Here is a 15,478-nt window from a genome sequence, read left to right as displayed (position 1 = left end):
CATAGGCTTTCGCTGTACCACCAAACTTCTTCGCCATAATTGTGGTAATAGCCGCTGTTAATGTCGTCTTACCGTGGTCTACGTGACCAATCGTGCCCACGTTTACGTGTGGCTTCTTACGCTCAAATTTTTCCTTCGCCATTTCAATAACCTCGTTAACTTTATTGTTTCTTAATAATTGCTTCAGCAATGTTATTTGGTGCTTCCGCGTACTTACTAAATTCCATTGTATATGTTGCTCTTCCTTGCGTCGCAGAACGTAAATCGGTCGAATAACCAAACATCTCTGCTAATGGAACTTCAGCCCTAACAATTTTACCTGCTGGTGAATCTTCCATTCCTTGAACCAGACCGCGACGTCTGTTAAGGTCACCCATAACATCCCCCATATAATCCTCAGGGGTTACGACTTCAACACTCATTATAGGTTCAAGCAATACAGGTTTAGCTTTTAATGCACCTTGCTTAAAGCATTGTGAACCAGCGATTTTAAATGCCATCTCACTAGAATCCACTTCATGGAATGAACCGTCAAACAACGTGACTTTAACATCCACTACTGGATAACCAGCAATAACGCCATTTTGCATCTGCTCTTGAACACCCTTATCAACAGCTGGAATGTATTCTTTAGGAATAACACCACCAACAATTGCGTTGATAAACTCATAACCTGCTCCAGGTTCCTGGGGTTCAATTTTCAACCAAACGTGACCATATTGTCCACGCCCACCTGATTGTCTTACAAATTTGCCTTCTTGCTCCACAGGTTGTTTCAATGTTTCGCGATAGGCAACTTGAGGCTTACCAACATTAGCTTCCACATTAAACTCACGTTTCATGCGGTCAACAATAATTTCCAGATGAAGCTCGCCCATACCTTCAATGATAGTTTGACCAGATTCTTCATCAGTATGAACTCTGAATGAAGGATCTTCTTGAGCCAACTTACCAAGAGCAATACCCATTTTTTCTTGGTCTGCTTTTGTTTTTGGTTCAACAGCTACTGCAATTACAGGATCTGGAAAATCCATTCTTTCTAATATGACTACGTTCTCGGTATCACATAGGGTATCACCAGTCATTACTGTTTTCAGTCCCACAGCTGCCGCAATATCACCGGCTCTAACTTCTTTAATTTCTTCGCGTGAATTAGCATGCATCTGTAGCAAACGACCTATACGCTCTCTTTTAGCTTTCACCGAGTTATAAACAGTATCACCACTCTTTAAAACACCTGAGTAGGTTCTGAAATAGGTTAAAGTACCAACGAATGGGTCAGTTGCGATTTTAAAAGCCAAAGCAGAAAAAGGAGCATCATAGCTAGTTTTACGAGAAGCAGGCTCACCATCTTCATCAATACCTTGAACGTCGGGAATGTCAGTTGGAGAAGGTAAATATTCAATCACTCCGTCTAGTACTGCTTGCACCCCTTTATTTTTAAAGGCTGAACCACAGAAAACAGGGACAATTTGGTTGCTAATAGTCAGTTGACGTAGCGCTTTTTTAATCTCTACTTCAGTAAATTCTTGACCATCAAGATATTTTTCCATGAGATCTTCATTTGCTTCTGCGGCAGCTTCTACGAGTAAAGCACGATATTCTTCGCATTGTTCTTTGAGATCCGCAGGAACATCTTTATATTGGAAAGTCATCCCCTTGTTTTCTTCATCCCAGTGAATTGCCTTCATTTTAATGAGGTCAATAACGCCTTTAAACTCTTCTTCAGCACCAATAGGCAATTGAACAACGACAGGATTTGAACCGAGTCTTTGTTTAATTTGGCTCACAACACGAAGGAAGTTTGCACCCATTCTATCCATCTTATTGACGAATACGATACGTGGCACACCATATTTGTTTGCTTGACGCCAAACAGTTTCAGACTGTGGTTCCACTCCGGATACTGAATCGAACACAACTACAGCACCATCGAGTACACGCAATGAACGCTCTACTTCAATCATAAAGTCGACGTGTCCTGGAGTATCGATAATGTTGATTCGATGGCGTTCGAACTGTTTGTCCATACCTGACCAGTAGCAAGTTGTTGCTGCTGACGTAATGGTAATGCCGCGCTCTTGCTCCTGAACCATCCAGTCCATAGTTGCAGCACCGTCATGAACTTCACCAATTTTATGAGACATTCCAGTATAGTACAGTACACGCTCAGTTGTTGTGGTTTTCCCAGCATCAACGTGCGCTGCAATACCTATGTTTCTATATAGCTTTAATGGAGTAGACACGGAATTACCTCTCTATTAGTTCCATCTAAAGTGTGCAAACGCCTGGTTGGCTTTTGCCATCTTATGTGTATCTTCGCGTTTCTTCACTGCAGAACCTTTACTTTCGTAAGCATCCATCAGTTCTCCAGCTAAACGTAGCATCATACCCTTTTCTCCGCGAGTACGTGCTGCCTGTACAATCCAGCGCATTCCCAAAGCAATGCTTCGGTCAGTTCTAACTTCAACAGGTACTTGATATGTAGCACCACCAACTCGGCGTGAACGAACTTCAACGCTTGGGCGCACATTATCTAAAGCATTTTCAAAATAACGAAGAACTGTTGCTGAACCGTTTGAACCTGATTCACCTTCATCTTCATCTGCTTTTTTAAGTTTCTTTACGCGCTCTTCCATAACGGATAAAGCACCATATATAATTTTTTCAGCAGTAGATTTCTTACCGCTAACCATTAAAACGTTGATAAATTTTGCTAATAATTCACTATGATGCTTAGGATCTGGCAAAATTTCTCTTTTAGGGACTTCTCTTCTTCTAGGCATTTCGATTTCCTACAATCAGTTATTTTTTATCTTTTGGTTTTTTAGTACCGTATTTTGAACGGCCTTGTTTACGATCATTAACACCTGATGTATCTAAGCTACCGCGTACAGTGTGGTAACGCACCCCAGGCAAATCTTTAACACGACCACCTCTAATTAGAACAACTGAGTGTTCCTGAAGGTTATGGCCTTCTCCACCAATGTATGATGAAACTTCAAATCCATTAGTTAAACGTACACGAGCAACCTTACGCATAGCTGAGTTAGGTTTTTTAGGTGTAGTAGTGTAAACGCGTGTACACACACCGCGTCTTTGTGGACATGATTCCAGTGCAGGCACGTTACTTTTCTTCTTTACGTCCACACGAGGCTTTCTTACTAACTGATTAATAGTAGCCATTTATACTTAACTCCGATCTGTCTCTTTTGATTATTTCGAATGCATAAGGAGGCCGGATTCTATATAGCTACGGCAGATTTGTCAAGTTTAATCTGCCGTTTTCGAATCCGAACTAGTGTTCTTGATTATCTGCGTTTAGTGCTTCACTTAACGCATGCTCAACATCACTTGCAGTGACGGTATGCACTGGGTGCTCACCGGCTGCAGCCTTTGCTCTTTTTGCCTTTCGGCTTTGATGGTATGCATAACCTGTTCCTGCTGGAATCAAGCGCCCTACCATAACATTTTCTTTTAAACCACGTAAATCATCAACTTTACCACTTACAGCAGCTTCAGTTAGAACTCTTGTTGTTTCCTGGAACGAAGCAGCAGAAATAAATGACTCAGTCGCCAAAGAAGCCTTTGTAATACCTAACAAAATAGGAATACCACGGGCTGCTTGTTTATCCTCAGCAATGAGCTTGTCATTTTCTTGCAACAGGACGCTTTCTTCTACTTGCTCTCCTACTAAGAACTTAGAATCCCCAGCAAAAGTAATAACTCGTTTACGTAGCATTTGTCGTACGATTACTTCGATATGTTTGTCATTAATTTTTACACCTTGTAAACGATATACGTCTTGAACTTCATTTACGATGTAATTAGCTAATGCACCAACACCTAGCAAGCGTAATATATCATGAGGATTGAGCGCGCCTTCAGCAATTATTTCACCGCGTTCAACATGCTCCCCTTCGAAGACAGAAATATGTCTCCATTTGGGTATCAATTCTTCATGACATTGATCTTCAGAAACATTAATAAGTAATCTTCTCTTACCTTTTGTTTCCTTACCAAAGCTAACCATTCCTGAAACTTCAGCCATAACAGCTGAATCTTTAGGTTTACGTGCTTCGAATAAATCAGCTACCCTTGGCAGCCCCCCTGTAATATCGCGTGTTTTAGAGCGCTCTTGGGGAATACGGGCAATAACATCCCCTATACCTACGTGATTGCCATCTTCGAAATTAACAATTGCATCGACAGGCAGATAGTATTGAGCAGGAACGTTCGTACCAGCAAGATAAATATCTTCGCCATTTTCCGCGACTAATTTTACCATCGGACGCATATCACGACCTGCTGCACTACGTTGTTTCGCATCGATAACTACAATGTTGCTCAAGCCGGTTAGCTCGTCTGTTTGTCGATTCATGGTAATACCATCAATCAAATCAACGAATTTCAGATATCCTGTTACCTCAGAAATAACCGGGTGAGTATGCGGATCCCATGTAGCAATAACTTGTCCAGCCTCCACAGGCGAATTGTCTTGAACTGAAATTACTGCACCGTAAGGTAACTTATAACGCTCACGCTCGCGCCCAAATTCATCAACAATAGTTACTTCACCAGAACGTGATACCGCAACCAAGTTTTTGTTTTCGTGAGTTACTGTTTTAATGTTATGTAAACGTATAACCCCTTTAGTTTTAATCTGAATATTATTCGCGGCAGTTGCTCGGGAAGCAGCACCTCCAATATGGAAAGTACGCATTGTTAGCTGAGTACCAGGCTCACCAATTGATTGGGCAGCAATAATACCTACGGCTTCACCGGTATTAACGAGATGACCTCTTGCCAGATCTCGACCATAGCACTTAGCACATAATCCAAAACGGGTTTGACAGGTAATCGGTGAACGAACCAAAATTTGGTCTACACCTTGTTTTTCCAGTTTTTCAACCCACTCTTCATCCAATAATGTTCCAGCAGTTACTACAGGTTCACTCTGGTTAGGAATATAAACATCAGAAGCAACGACCCTTCCTAAAACTCGCTCATGTAGTGGCTCAACGATATCACCACCCTCAATCAGAGGTTGCATTAAAATACCGGTATCCACACCGCAATCATCTTCAGTAATCACTACGTCTTGAGCTACATCCACTAAACGTCTTGTCAGATAACCCGAGTTAGCTGTTTTTAACGCTGTATCTGCCAAACCCTTTCTCGCTCCGTGTGTCGAAATAAAGTACTGGAATACATTCAAACCTTCGCGGAAGTTAGCTGTAATTGGGGTTTCAATAATTGAGCCATCTGGCGCAGCCATCAGTCCCCGCATACCTGCCAGCTGTCTAATTTGCGCTGCGGAACCCCGCGCACCAGAGTCAGCCATCATAAAGATTGGGTTAAATGACTCTTGTCGAACCTTATTGCCTTTTGCGTCAAAAGCTTCTTCTGTTGCAATTTTAGTCATCATCGATTTAGCAACCAGTTCGTTAGTTCTGGACCAAATATCGATTACTTTATTGTAACGTTCGCCATTAGTAACTAGACCAGAGCGGAATTGTGATTCAATTTCTCGAACTTCGTTATCAGCATGCTCGATAATACTGGCTTTATCATCTGGTATTTCCATATCTTCAATACCAATTGACACTCCAGAGCGTGTTGCATACTTAAAGCCAGTGTACATAAGCTTATCAGCAAAAATAACTGTTTCTTTCAAACCAAAAGTTCTATAGCAGGTGTCAATAACCTTTGAAATAACTTTCTTGGTCATGGTACGGTTTATCGTTGCAAAAGTCATACCTTTGGGTAATACCTCAGCAAGAATTGCTCTACCAACTGTTGTTTCAACTAAATGATAGCCTTCTCCGTCTTCTTTTGGCATACGGATTTTAATTTTGGCATGAATATCAAGATGACCCGACTCATAAAAGTTTTGTGCTTCTTGGGGACTTACGAAAATTTTCCCTTCGCCCAATGCATTAACTTTTTCTCGGGTTAAGTAATATAAGCCAAGTACAACGTCCTGGCTGGGTACAATAATAGGCTCACCACTCGCAGGTGACAAGATGTTATTTGTTGACATCATTAGTGAGCGAGCTTCTAATTGTGCCTCCAAAGTCAACGGAACGTGAACAGCCATTTGGTCACCGTCAAAGTCCGCGTTGTATGCAGTACACACTAAAGGATGAAGTTGAATAGCTTTACCTTCAATTAGTACGGGCTCAAATGCCTGGATACCTAATCTATGTAACGTAGGAGCACGGTTTAGCAGGATAGGATGTTCGCGAATCACATCATCCAAGATATCCCAAACAACTGACTCTTCGCGCTCTACCATTTTCTTGGCCGCTTTAATTGTGGTAGCTAAACCTCTGAATTCAAGTTTGCTAAATATAAATGGTTTAAATAACTCCAGCGCCATTTTCTTTGGGAGACCGCACTGATGCAGTTTCAAAGTTGGACCAACCACAATTACTGAACGACCTGAATAGTCTACACGTTTGCCTAACAGGTTTTGACGGAAACGACCTTGCTTTCCTTTAATCATATCTGCTAATGATTTAAGCGGTCGCTTGTTAGTACCAGTAATTGCACGGCCACGACGTCCATTATCAAGCAACGCATCAACTGATTCCTGTAACATTCTCTTTTCATTGCGTACTATAATGTCTGGCGCATTCAAATCCAGAAGACGTTTCAAACGATTATTTCGGTTAATAACGCGTCGATACAAATCATTCAAGTCAGATGTAGCAAAGCGGCCACCATCTAATGGGACTAGAGGTCTTAAATCAGGTGGCAGAACAGGCAATACATCCATGATCATCCACTCTGGTTTATTCCCAGACTCATAAAAAGCCTCAAGTAACTTTAATCGCTTTGTAATTTTCTTGATTTTTGTTTCAGAATTGGTTGTTGGTAATTCTTCACGTAAATTCCTGATTTCATCTTCCAAATCAACTTGACGTAGTAAATCACGAATTGCTTCGGCACCCATGCGGGCGTCAAATTCATCACCATATTGTTCCATTGCATCTAGATATACTTCATCATTCAGCAATTGGCCGCGTTCCAATTCAGTCATTCCAGGGTCAACAACTACAAATGCTTCAAAATAAAGTACACGTTCGATATCTCGTAAAGTCATATCCAGTAATAAACCTATTCTGGAAGGTAATGACTTCAAGAACCAGATATGTGCAACTGGGCTTGCTAGTTCGATATGCCCCATACGTTCACGCCGAACTTTAGCCAGAGCAAGCTCAACACCGCACTTTTCGCAAATAACGCCACGATGTTTAAGACGCTTGTATTTACCGCATAGGCATTCATAATCTTTAACTGGTCCAAACGTCTTGGCACAGAACAAGCCATCACGCTCAGGTTTAAATGTACGATAATTTATAGTTTCTGGTTTTTTTACTTCACCATATGACCATGAACGAATTAGCTCGGGAGAAGCCAACGCAATCTTAATTGCGTCGAACTCTTCACTTTGTCCCTGTTGTTTAAGTATGCCAAGCAAATCGCTCATTACAGGAGCTTTTCTCATTGGTTCATTCATTGGATCGTCGTTTAGAGTACTCAAGTCTATGCCTCCAAAAATTTGTTAATCAGTATGTATCGCTGAAAAAGTTAATCGTGTTCGAGTTCGATATCTATTCCCAATGCACGGATTTCTTTCAACAGTACATTGAAAGACTCAGGCATTCCTGGGTCCATACGATGATCGCCATCGACAATATTTTTGTAGATCTTTGTTCTACCTCCAACGTCATCTGATTTCACAGTCAACATTTCCTGTAATGTATAAGCTGCACCATAAGCTTCGAGAGCCCAAACCTCCATCTCCCCAAATCGCTGTCCACCAAACTGTGCTTTACCACCTAATGGTTGTTGTGTTACTAGACTGTATGAGCCAGTGGAGCGAGCATGTATCTTATCATCAACTAAATGGTTTAGTTTCAACATGTACATGTAACCTACAGTTACTGGGTTATCAAATTTATTTCCAGTTCTACCATCAATTAAGAACGTTTTACCATCGGAAGATAAATCTGCTAACTGCAACATGCTTTTTATTTCTTCTTCAGAAGCACCATCAAAAACAGGTGTTGCCATGGGTACACCAGCACGTAAATTGTCTGCCAATCTAAGTACTTCTTCATCATTCAGGCAATCTAAATGTACTCGTTGTACGTCATCATGGTTATATATTTTATTCAGGAATGACCTGATTTCAGTCGCATTTTTTCTTGCATCAAGCATCTGAGCAATTTTATTACCTAACCCTTTTGCCGCTAAGCCAAGGTGGGTTTCAAGTACTTGCCCGATATTCATCCGTGATGGTACGCCCAGCGGATTAAGAACGATGTCTACAGCTGTTCCATCTTCCATATGTGGCATGTCCTCAACGGGAACAACAATAGAGATAACCCCCTTGTTTCCATGACGACCTGCCATTTTATCACCTGGTTGAATACGTCTTTTCACAGCCAGATAGACTTTGACAATTTTTAAAACACCAGGAGCTAAATCATCACCTTGAATTATTTTCTTACGACTGTCATTAAAACGCTTTTCCATTTCTTTAGACAACATTTCAAGTTGTTTTGAAAGTTGTTCTAGTTGTTGGCTTGTTGCGTCATTTTCGAGACGGATATCAAACCACTTTTCTCTACTTAGTTTATCCAGGTACTCCTGAGTTATTTTGGATCCTGGTTTCAGGTTCCCTGGTCCGCCTGTTGCAACTTTATCGAGAACAATATTTGCTACACGGTGGTAGATATCTTCTTCACGAATACGTCGCTCATCAACTAAGTCCTTACGAACTCGAGCAAGATGTTCTTCTTCGATGCTTTTCGCACGTGCGTCCTTTTCTAAACCATCACGAGTAAATACTTGTACATCGATAACTGTACCGTTCATTCCTGATGGAACGCGAAGTGATGAATCTTTAACATCAGAAGCCTTTTCACCGAAGATTGCTCGTAAGAGTTTTTCTTCAGGGGTCAGTTGTGTTTCACCCTTAGGAGTAACTTTACCAACAAGAATATCACCTGCCTTAACTTCAGCACCAATGTACACTACGCCTGATTCATCCAGGTTAGATAGTGCTGACTCACCAACATTAGGGATATCTGCAGTAATTTCTTCAGTACCTAATTTGGTGTCTCGAGCGATACATGTTAATTCTTCTATGTGAATTGTTGTGAATCGATCATCTTGTACGATACGTTCGGAAATAAGAATAGAGTCCTCAAAGTTATACCCATTCCAGGGCATAAAAGCGACTAATAAGTTCTGACCTAAAGCCAGTTCACCCATATCAGTACAGGGACCGTCTGCCAAGATATCGCCTCTTTGAATGATATCACCAGTATTAACTATTGGTCGTTGATTAATACATGTATCTTGGTTTGATCGGAAGTATTTAGTCAGGTTGTATATATCCACACCTGTCTCGCCTGCAGTAGTTTCAGCATCATTCACGCGAACAACAATCCGTGATGCATCAACGAGGTCAATTACTCCACCTCGTTTTGCTACTACAGAAACCCCTGAGTCAGAAGCTACAATACGCTCCATTCCTGTTCCTACTAGAGGTTTTTCAGATCGTAGAGTTGGTACTGCTTGTCGCTGCATGTTTGAACCCATCAAAGCTCGGTTCGCATCATCATGCTCCAAGAATGGAATTAGAGAAGCAGCTACAGAAACAATCTGCTTCGGTGAAATATCCATGTAGTTAATATTATCGGGAGTAGTTAATGAAAATTCATTTTGATGTCTGCAAGGAACCAGATCTGCAAGAATGTTACCCTCTTTATCAAGAGCAACACTTGATTGTGCAATATACTGGTCAACTTCTTCAATAGCTGACAGATATTCAATCTCATCAGTCACGCGACCATTGATTACTTTGCGACATGGAGTTTCAATAAATCCATAATCATTTGTTCTTGCATAAACAGATAATGAGTTAATCAGACCAATGTTTGGACCTTCAGGAGTTTCAATAGGACATACACGACCATAGTGTGTTGTATGTACGTCGCGGACCTCAAAACCTGCACGCTCACGTGTTAAACCACCTGGGCCTAATGCGGAAACTCTTCGCTTATGGGTAACGCCCGATAAGGGGTTTACTTGATCCATAAATTGTGACAGCTGGCTTGAACCGAAAAACTCTTTAATTGCCGCAGAAACAGGTTTTGCGTTAATTAAATCTTGAGGCATCAGATTTTCAGACTCAACCAAACTTAAACGTTCTTTAACTGCTCTTTCAACACGTACAAGTCCTACTCTAAATTGGTTTTCAGTCATTTCACCAACACTTCGTACTCTTCGGTTACCAAGGTGGTCAATATCATCAACCATTCCAATACCATTTCTTATGTCGATTAATGTCTTGATAACAGCCATGATATCTTCTTTAGTCAAAGTACCTGGACCATCATCATTTTTTCGGCCGACACGTCGGTTGAATTTCATTCTTCCAACAGCAGATAAGTCATAACGTTCATCGACAAAAAATAGATTTTTAAATAAAGCTTCAGCCGCCTCTTTTGTTGGTGGCTCGCCTGGACGCATCATACGATAAATTTCTACAAGTGCTTCCAATTGACTAGAGGTTGGATCTATTTTGACTGTATCCGATATATAGGAACCATGATCTAAATCGTTGGTATAAATCATATCAAATTTATGGATTCCGTTAGATGCCATTACATCAAGCAAATCATCAGTAACTTCATCATTTGCTTGAGCAATAAACTCTCCAGTAGAAGTGTCTATTATATTTTTTGATAATGTTTTACCTATTAAATAATCACGAGGCACTATCAGATCTTTCATCTGACTTTTTTCCATTAATTTTATATGGCGTGCAGTGATTCTTCTACCTTGTTCAACTATTAGCTCTCCTGTTTCAGGAACATGAATATCAAATGAAGCAATTTCACCGCGTAAGCGTTGAGGTATGAGGTCAATATGATATTCGCCATTTTTAAGATGGCAGCTAGTCATTTCAAAAAATTCACTTAGGATATCTTCTGTTTCGTATCCTAAAGCTCTTAAGAGAATACTTACCGGTAATTTACGTCGTCTATCAATACGAACATAAACACAATCTTTTGGATCAAATTCAAAATCTAACCAAGAACCACGGTAGGGTATAATGCGTGCAGAATATAACAGCTTACCAGATGAATGGGTCTTGCCTTTATCATGTTCAAATATAACACCAGGTGATCGATGTAATTGAGAAACAACTACTCTTTCAGTACCATTTACAACAAACGTACCTACGTCTGTCATTAAAGGTATTTCACCCATAAAAACGTCTTGCTCTCTAATATCTTTGATTGGCTTAGGTTCTTCGCTTGCGTCCTTATCCAGAACAACAAGTCTTATTTTAACCCTCAATGGTGCAGAATATGTTAGGCCTCTTAATTTGCATTCACGAACATCAAACGCTGGTTCGCCTAACTTATAACCAACATATTCTAGTCGTGCATTGCCAGAAAAGCTTTCAATCGGAAATACAGAAGAAAATGCAGCATGCAATCCTGTATTAAAGTGTTCATTTGACTTGCTATCAGCCTGAAGAAAATCCCTGTAGGATTTGAGTTGAATTTCAAGCAGATTTGGTATTGCCATTTTATCGGCCTGCGTACCAAAGCTTTTGCGAAATCGTTTTTTCTCAGCATGCGAATATTGAGGTTTAGCTTCTGCAACGGCCATGGTGTTTCCTCTGTAAATTATTGATGACTTCAAACACGTAAACCCAGCCATGAAGCCATGGCTGGGTCCTATCTCACTGATATAACTTTATTATTTAACTTCTACTGAAGCACCAGCTTCTTCAAGTTCTTTCTTGATGTTAGCAGCTTCATCTTTAGATACACCTTCTTTAATTGTTGAAGGAGCACCTTCTACTAAATCTTTAGCTTCTTTCAAGCCAAGACCAGTAATACCACGAACTGCTTTAATAACGTTAACTTTGTTTGCACCGAAACTGGTCATAACAACAGTAAATTCTGTTTGTTCTTCAGCAGCGGCAGCAGCAGCAGCTGGAGCAGCAACTGCAACAGCAGCAGCGGCAGCAGAAACGTTAAATTTCTCTTCCATTGCTTCGATTAACTCAACAACTTCCATAACAGACATATTTGCTATGGTTTCTAAAATATCATTTTTTGACACAGCCATTACTAGCTCCTGATTTAAAATTAATTTATTGATTAAATGTGATTTAACCTGCTTTTTTATCTTTTACCGCTGCTAAGGTTCTTACTAATTTAGCATGAGGCTCAGCAAGAGTTCTGACAAATTTCTCAACGGGCGCTTTCATCACGTACATTAACTTGGCAATAGCTTCATCACGAGTCGGTAAGCTTGCTACAGCATCAATTTGATCTGCTTTGTATACTTTTCCGCCTACTGATAATGCTCTGACCTCAAGTTTGTCGCATGTCTTAGTGAATTCTTTAAGTAGTCTTGCAGCATCACTAGGTGCTTCTAGTGATAACGCGATGAATAACGGGCCAACAAGCAAGTCATTCAAGCACTCAAATTCAGTGTTTTTAAATGCTCTTCTTGTCAATGTATTTCTTACAACCCGAAGATAAACACCAGATTTACGTGCTTCACTACGTAAGTGCGTCATTTGATTAACAGTTAAACCACGATAATCAGCAACTACTGCCGAAATAGCCTTTGAGGCGACCGCAGTCACTTCTTCAACAACAGCTTTTTTTGCAGCTAAATTTAATGTCACGTTACTGACCTCCTAATTATACAAATCACAAGGATTTGCCAGTTATGGTGGCCGCCTCTTTCATTAAGTTGGAGCCGGTTCACCGTCTGCGCAGGAAATTAAGCGTTAGCACCTGCGGTCTTCGACGGCATGGAACCAAATCTATGCCGTGAATTCCTAAAAATGGGTGGATATATTACACAGGTATTGATGAAATATCAATAGCTATGCCAGGACCCATAGTTGTAGATAAAGATATTTTCTTTAAATATTGACCTTTTGATGAAGAAGGCTTCGCCTTTTTAAGATCGTTAATTAAAGCAACAATATTTTCAATAATGTCTTCAACAGTAAAATCTACTTTCCCAACGGTACAATGTATAATACCATTTTTATCAGTTCTGTATCGTACTTGACCTGATTTAGCATCTTTAACTGCAGCTTCAACGTTGGTAGTTACAGTTCCAACTTTTGGATTTGGCATTAAGCCTCTTGGACCTAGAACCTGACCTAACTGACCAACAATACGCATTGCATCGGGCGTAGCAATAACAACATCGAAGTCCATTGCGCCGCCTTTTATCTTTTCAGCCAAATCTTCAAATCCAACGATATCAGCACCAGCGTCTTTAGCTTTAGTTGCGTTGTCGCCTTGTGCAAACACAGCTACACGAACAACTTTACCGGTACCTTTAGGTAAATTGGTTGATGAACGGACTACTTGATCTGATTTACGAGGATCAACACCCAAATTAACACTTATATCTAAACTTTCGCGAAATTTAGTTGAAGCAAATTGTTTTAAAAGATTGATTGCTTCACTAGCACTATATAAATGATTTGTTTTGATTGTCTCTAAAATCTTTTTTTGTTTTTTCGATACTCTTGGCATGGCATCCCCCTTACTCTAAACCTTCAACGTCAATACCCATACTGCGAGCAGTACCTGCAATACTTCTAACTGCTGCTGCTAAGCTTGCTGCAGTTAAATCAGGCTCTTTAATTTTCGCAATTTCTTCAAGTTGCTTGACGTTAAGTTTGGCCACTTTTTTAGTGTTAGGTGTACCACTTCCACTTTGAATACCGGCAGCCTTTTTCAGAAGAACTGAAGCTGGTGGTGTCTTAGTAATAAAGGTAAAGCTACGGTCACTATATACAGTGATAACAACAGGAGTGGGTAACCCTTGTTCCATTTGTTGTGTCGCAGCATTGAAGGCCTTACAAAACTCCATAATGTTTACACCGCGTTGACCCAAAGCTGGACCGACTGGTGGACTTGGATTTGCTTTACCTGCTGGGATTTGCAACTTTATATATGCTTCTACTTTTTTTGCCATCTTTACTCCTTACGGGTCATACGCCAAGTTAATATGAGTTTACTTTCTCTATGTCTCCTAGCTCCCCTTTTTACACAAAATAGCCCTGTATAACTCTTTTCTAAACAAGATGTTTATTAAGACTTATCAGGGCACCTTAGCGAACTAAGTTTTCTCTACTTGACTAAATTCAAGTTCAACTGGAGTAGATCGTCCAAAAATCAGGACAGCTACTCTTAATTTGTTTTTCTCATAATTGACTTCTTCTACTACACCATTAAAGTCAACAAATGGACCTTCTTTAACTCGAACCACTTCACCTGGTTCAAAGAGGATCTTGGGTCTTGGTTTGGTAACGCCATCTTCAACACGTTGCATGATTGCTCGTGCTTCTTTATCAGTAATAGGTGTAGGTGTCTGACTGGTTCCACCAATAAAGCCTAAAACTCTTGGTATTGCTCTTATCATATGCCATGTCTGATCATCCATAACCATGTTTACTAATACATAGCCTGGAAAAAACTTGCGTGTACTTTTGCGCTTTTGGCCTGAACGCATTTCAACAACTTCTTCTGAAGGCACAACAACTTCACCAATTTTATCTTCTAAGTTGTGGTGTTGCGCACGAGATTTAATTTCGCGCATAACGAAATTCTCGTAACCTGAATAGGCATGTACAACATACCATTGTTTCGATTTGTGTTCTTCCACCGAATTCACCCTAAATGCGTTATTTTAGCAATTGCCCACATCATCACAGAATCGACTCCCCAGAGTATAAATCCGGTTACGGCTACCATAACAATAACAATGGTTGTTGTCTGTATCGTCTCCTGGCGGGTTGGCCAAACGACTTTTAACAATTCAACTTTTGATTCTTGAGCAAATTTAAATACTTGTTTACCCACAGATGTCATGTAGGCAAAAAATAAAGTCAACAATAACCATACTAGCCATATTATCGACTGGATGGGACCTGAAAATGTATAGTGATATGTACAAAAAAAAGCTGCTGCAGTTACAAGAACCACAGACATCCATGAAAGTATATTTTTAGTAGTACTTTGATTTTCGTTAGAACTTTTCATATTCACTTGTAAGTTGGCAGGCCAGGAGGGAATCGAACCCCCAACCTGCGGTTTTGGAGACCGCCACTCTGCCAATTGAGCTACTGGCCTAAATTAATTGGCACGAATCATTATAATTCATGCCAACACAATTTAACTTTGTTACTCGATAATTTTCGCAACAACACCGGCGCCAACAGTACGGCCACCTTCCCGAATTGCGAATCGTAAACCTTCGTCCATCGCAATAGGTGCATGCAGGTGAATAGTCAATTGTACGTTATCACCAGGCATTACCATTTCTACTCCAGATGGTAAGTCACATGTACCTGTTACGTCGGTTGTTCTGAAATAAAACTGTGGTCTATAGCCATTGAAAA

At 40.4% G+C, this 15,478-nt stretch carries 13 protein-coding genes and 1 tRNA gene; all 14 read right to left on the bottom strand.

Annotated features, from left to right (window positions below; all coding sequences use genetic code 11):
* The coding region (locus tag ELY20_RS16530) for a GTP-binding protein (RefSeq protein WP_233590639.1) at positions 1-142 on the bottom strand (142 nt) is incomplete at its 3' end.
* Positions 143-161: 19 nt separating this feature from the next.
* On the bottom strand, positions 162-2,246 hold the full coding sequence (gene fusA / locus ELY20_RS16525) for an elongation factor G (RefSeq protein ID WP_110144184.1): 2,085 nt from the start codon (positions 2,244-2,246) through the stop codon (positions 162-164).
* 15 nt (positions 2,247-2,261) lie between these two features.
* A complete protein-coding gene (rpsG, locus tag ELY20_RS16520; protein WP_110144185.1) occupies positions 2,262-2,786 on the bottom strand; it encodes a 30S ribosomal protein S7 in 525 nt (174 codons plus the stop codon).
* 19 nt (positions 2,787-2,805) lie between these two features.
* On the bottom strand, positions 2,806-3,186 hold the full coding sequence (gene rpsL / locus ELY20_RS16515; RefSeq protein WP_010654837.1) for a 30S ribosomal protein S12: 381 nt from the start codon (positions 3,184-3,186) through the stop codon (positions 2,806-2,808).
* A 112-nt stretch (positions 3,187-3,298) separates the two neighbouring features.
* Complete coding sequence (rpoC, locus tag ELY20_RS16510; RefSeq protein ID WP_165831651.1) at positions 3,299-7,495, bottom strand: DNA-directed RNA polymerase subunit beta'; 4,197 nt, start codon at positions 7,493-7,495, stop codon at positions 3,299-3,301.
* Positions 7,496-7,596: 101 nt separating this feature from the next.
* The gene (gene rpoB / locus ELY20_RS16505; RefSeq protein WP_110144187.1) at positions 7,597-11,703 is read right to left on the bottom strand and encodes a DNA-directed RNA polymerase subunit beta; all 4,107 of its coding nucleotides are present in this window, start codon (positions 11,701-11,703) and stop codon (positions 7,597-7,599) included.
* Between the two features lie 90 nt (positions 11,704-11,793).
* Positions 11,794-12,168 (bottom strand): 50S ribosomal protein L7/L12, encoded by a 375-nt coding sequence (gene rplL / locus ELY20_RS16500; protein ID WP_058466785.1) that lies wholly within the window; start codon positions 12,166-12,168, stop codon positions 11,794-11,796.
* 43 nt (positions 12,169-12,211) lie between these two features.
* On the bottom strand, positions 12,212-12,736 hold the full coding sequence (rplJ, locus tag ELY20_RS16495; protein WP_110144188.1) for a 50S ribosomal protein L10: 525 nt from the start codon (positions 12,734-12,736) through the stop codon (positions 12,212-12,214).
* A gap of 175 nt (positions 12,737-12,911) precedes the next feature.
* Positions 12,912-13,607, bottom strand: coding sequence for a 50S ribosomal protein L1 (gene rplA, locus ELY20_RS16490; RefSeq protein ID WP_110144189.1), 696 nt, complete (start codon positions 13,605-13,607; stop codon positions 12,912-12,914).
* Between the two features lie 10 nt (positions 13,608-13,617).
* Positions 13,618-14,052 (bottom strand): 50S ribosomal protein L11, encoded by a 435-nt coding sequence (rplK, locus tag ELY20_RS16485; protein ID WP_010654844.1) that lies wholly within the window; start codon positions 14,050-14,052, stop codon positions 13,618-13,620.
* A 144-nt stretch (positions 14,053-14,196) separates the two neighbouring features.
* Entirely contained in the window at positions 14,197-14,742 is a 546-nt protein-coding gene (gene nusG / locus ELY20_RS16480) for a transcription termination/antitermination protein NusG (protein ID WP_165831650.1), read from the bottom strand.
* A gap of 5 nt (positions 14,743-14,747) precedes the next feature.
* Entirely contained in the window at positions 14,748-15,119 is a 372-nt protein-coding gene (gene secE / locus ELY20_RS16475) for a preprotein translocase subunit SecE (RefSeq protein ID WP_110144191.1), read from the bottom strand.
* Positions 15,120-15,133: 14 nt separating this feature from the next.
* Positions 15,134-15,209: transfer RNA gene (locus tag ELY20_RS16470), tRNA-Trp, on the bottom strand.
* A 51-nt stretch (positions 15,210-15,260) separates the two neighbouring features.
* Positions 15,261-15,478 (bottom strand): EF-Tu C-terminal domain-related protein (locus ELY20_RS16465; RefSeq protein ID WP_456085557.1); only part of this gene is annotated, 218 nt, incomplete at its 5' end.

It is taken from the genome of Legionella qingyii, from assembly GCF_003990155.1.
GTDB lineage: Bacteria > Pseudomonadota > Gammaproteobacteria > Legionellales > Legionellaceae > Legionella > Legionella qingyii.
Note: the sequence above shows the minus strand (reverse complement) of the source record. Positions and strands in the feature narration are given on the sequence as shown.

Excerpts from the sequence above, each read along its gene's own strand:
- rpsG (WP_110144185.1), bottom strand. The coding sequence starts at position 2,786 with ATGCCTAGAAGAAGAGAAGTCCCTAAAAGAGAAATTTTGCCAGATCCT.
- rpoC (WP_165831651.1), bottom strand. The coding sequence starts at position 7,495 with ATGAGCGATTTGCTTGGCATACTTAAACAACAGGGACAAAGTGAAGAG.
- rpsL (WP_010654837.1), bottom strand. The coding sequence starts at position 3,186 with ATGGCTACTATTAATCAGTTAGTAAGAAAGCCTCGTGTGGACGTAAAG.
- rplK (WP_010654844.1), bottom strand. The coding sequence starts at position 14,052 with ATGGCAAAAAAAGTAGAAGCATATATAAAGTTGCAAATCCCAGCAGGT.
- rplA (WP_110144189.1), bottom strand. The coding sequence starts at position 13,607 with ATGCCAAGAGTATCGAAAAAACAAAAAAAGATTTTAGAGACAATCAAA.
- rplL (WP_058466785.1), bottom strand. The coding sequence starts at position 12,168 with ATGGCTGTGTCAAAAAATGATATTTTAGAAACCATAGCAAATATGTCT.
- rpoB (WP_110144187.1), bottom strand. The coding sequence starts at position 11,703 with ATGGCCGTTGCAGAAGCTAAACCTCAATATTCGCATGCTGAGAAAAAA.
- secE (WP_110144191.1), bottom strand. The coding sequence starts at position 15,119 with ATGAAAAGTTCTAACGAAAATCAAAGTACTACTAAAAATATACTTTCA.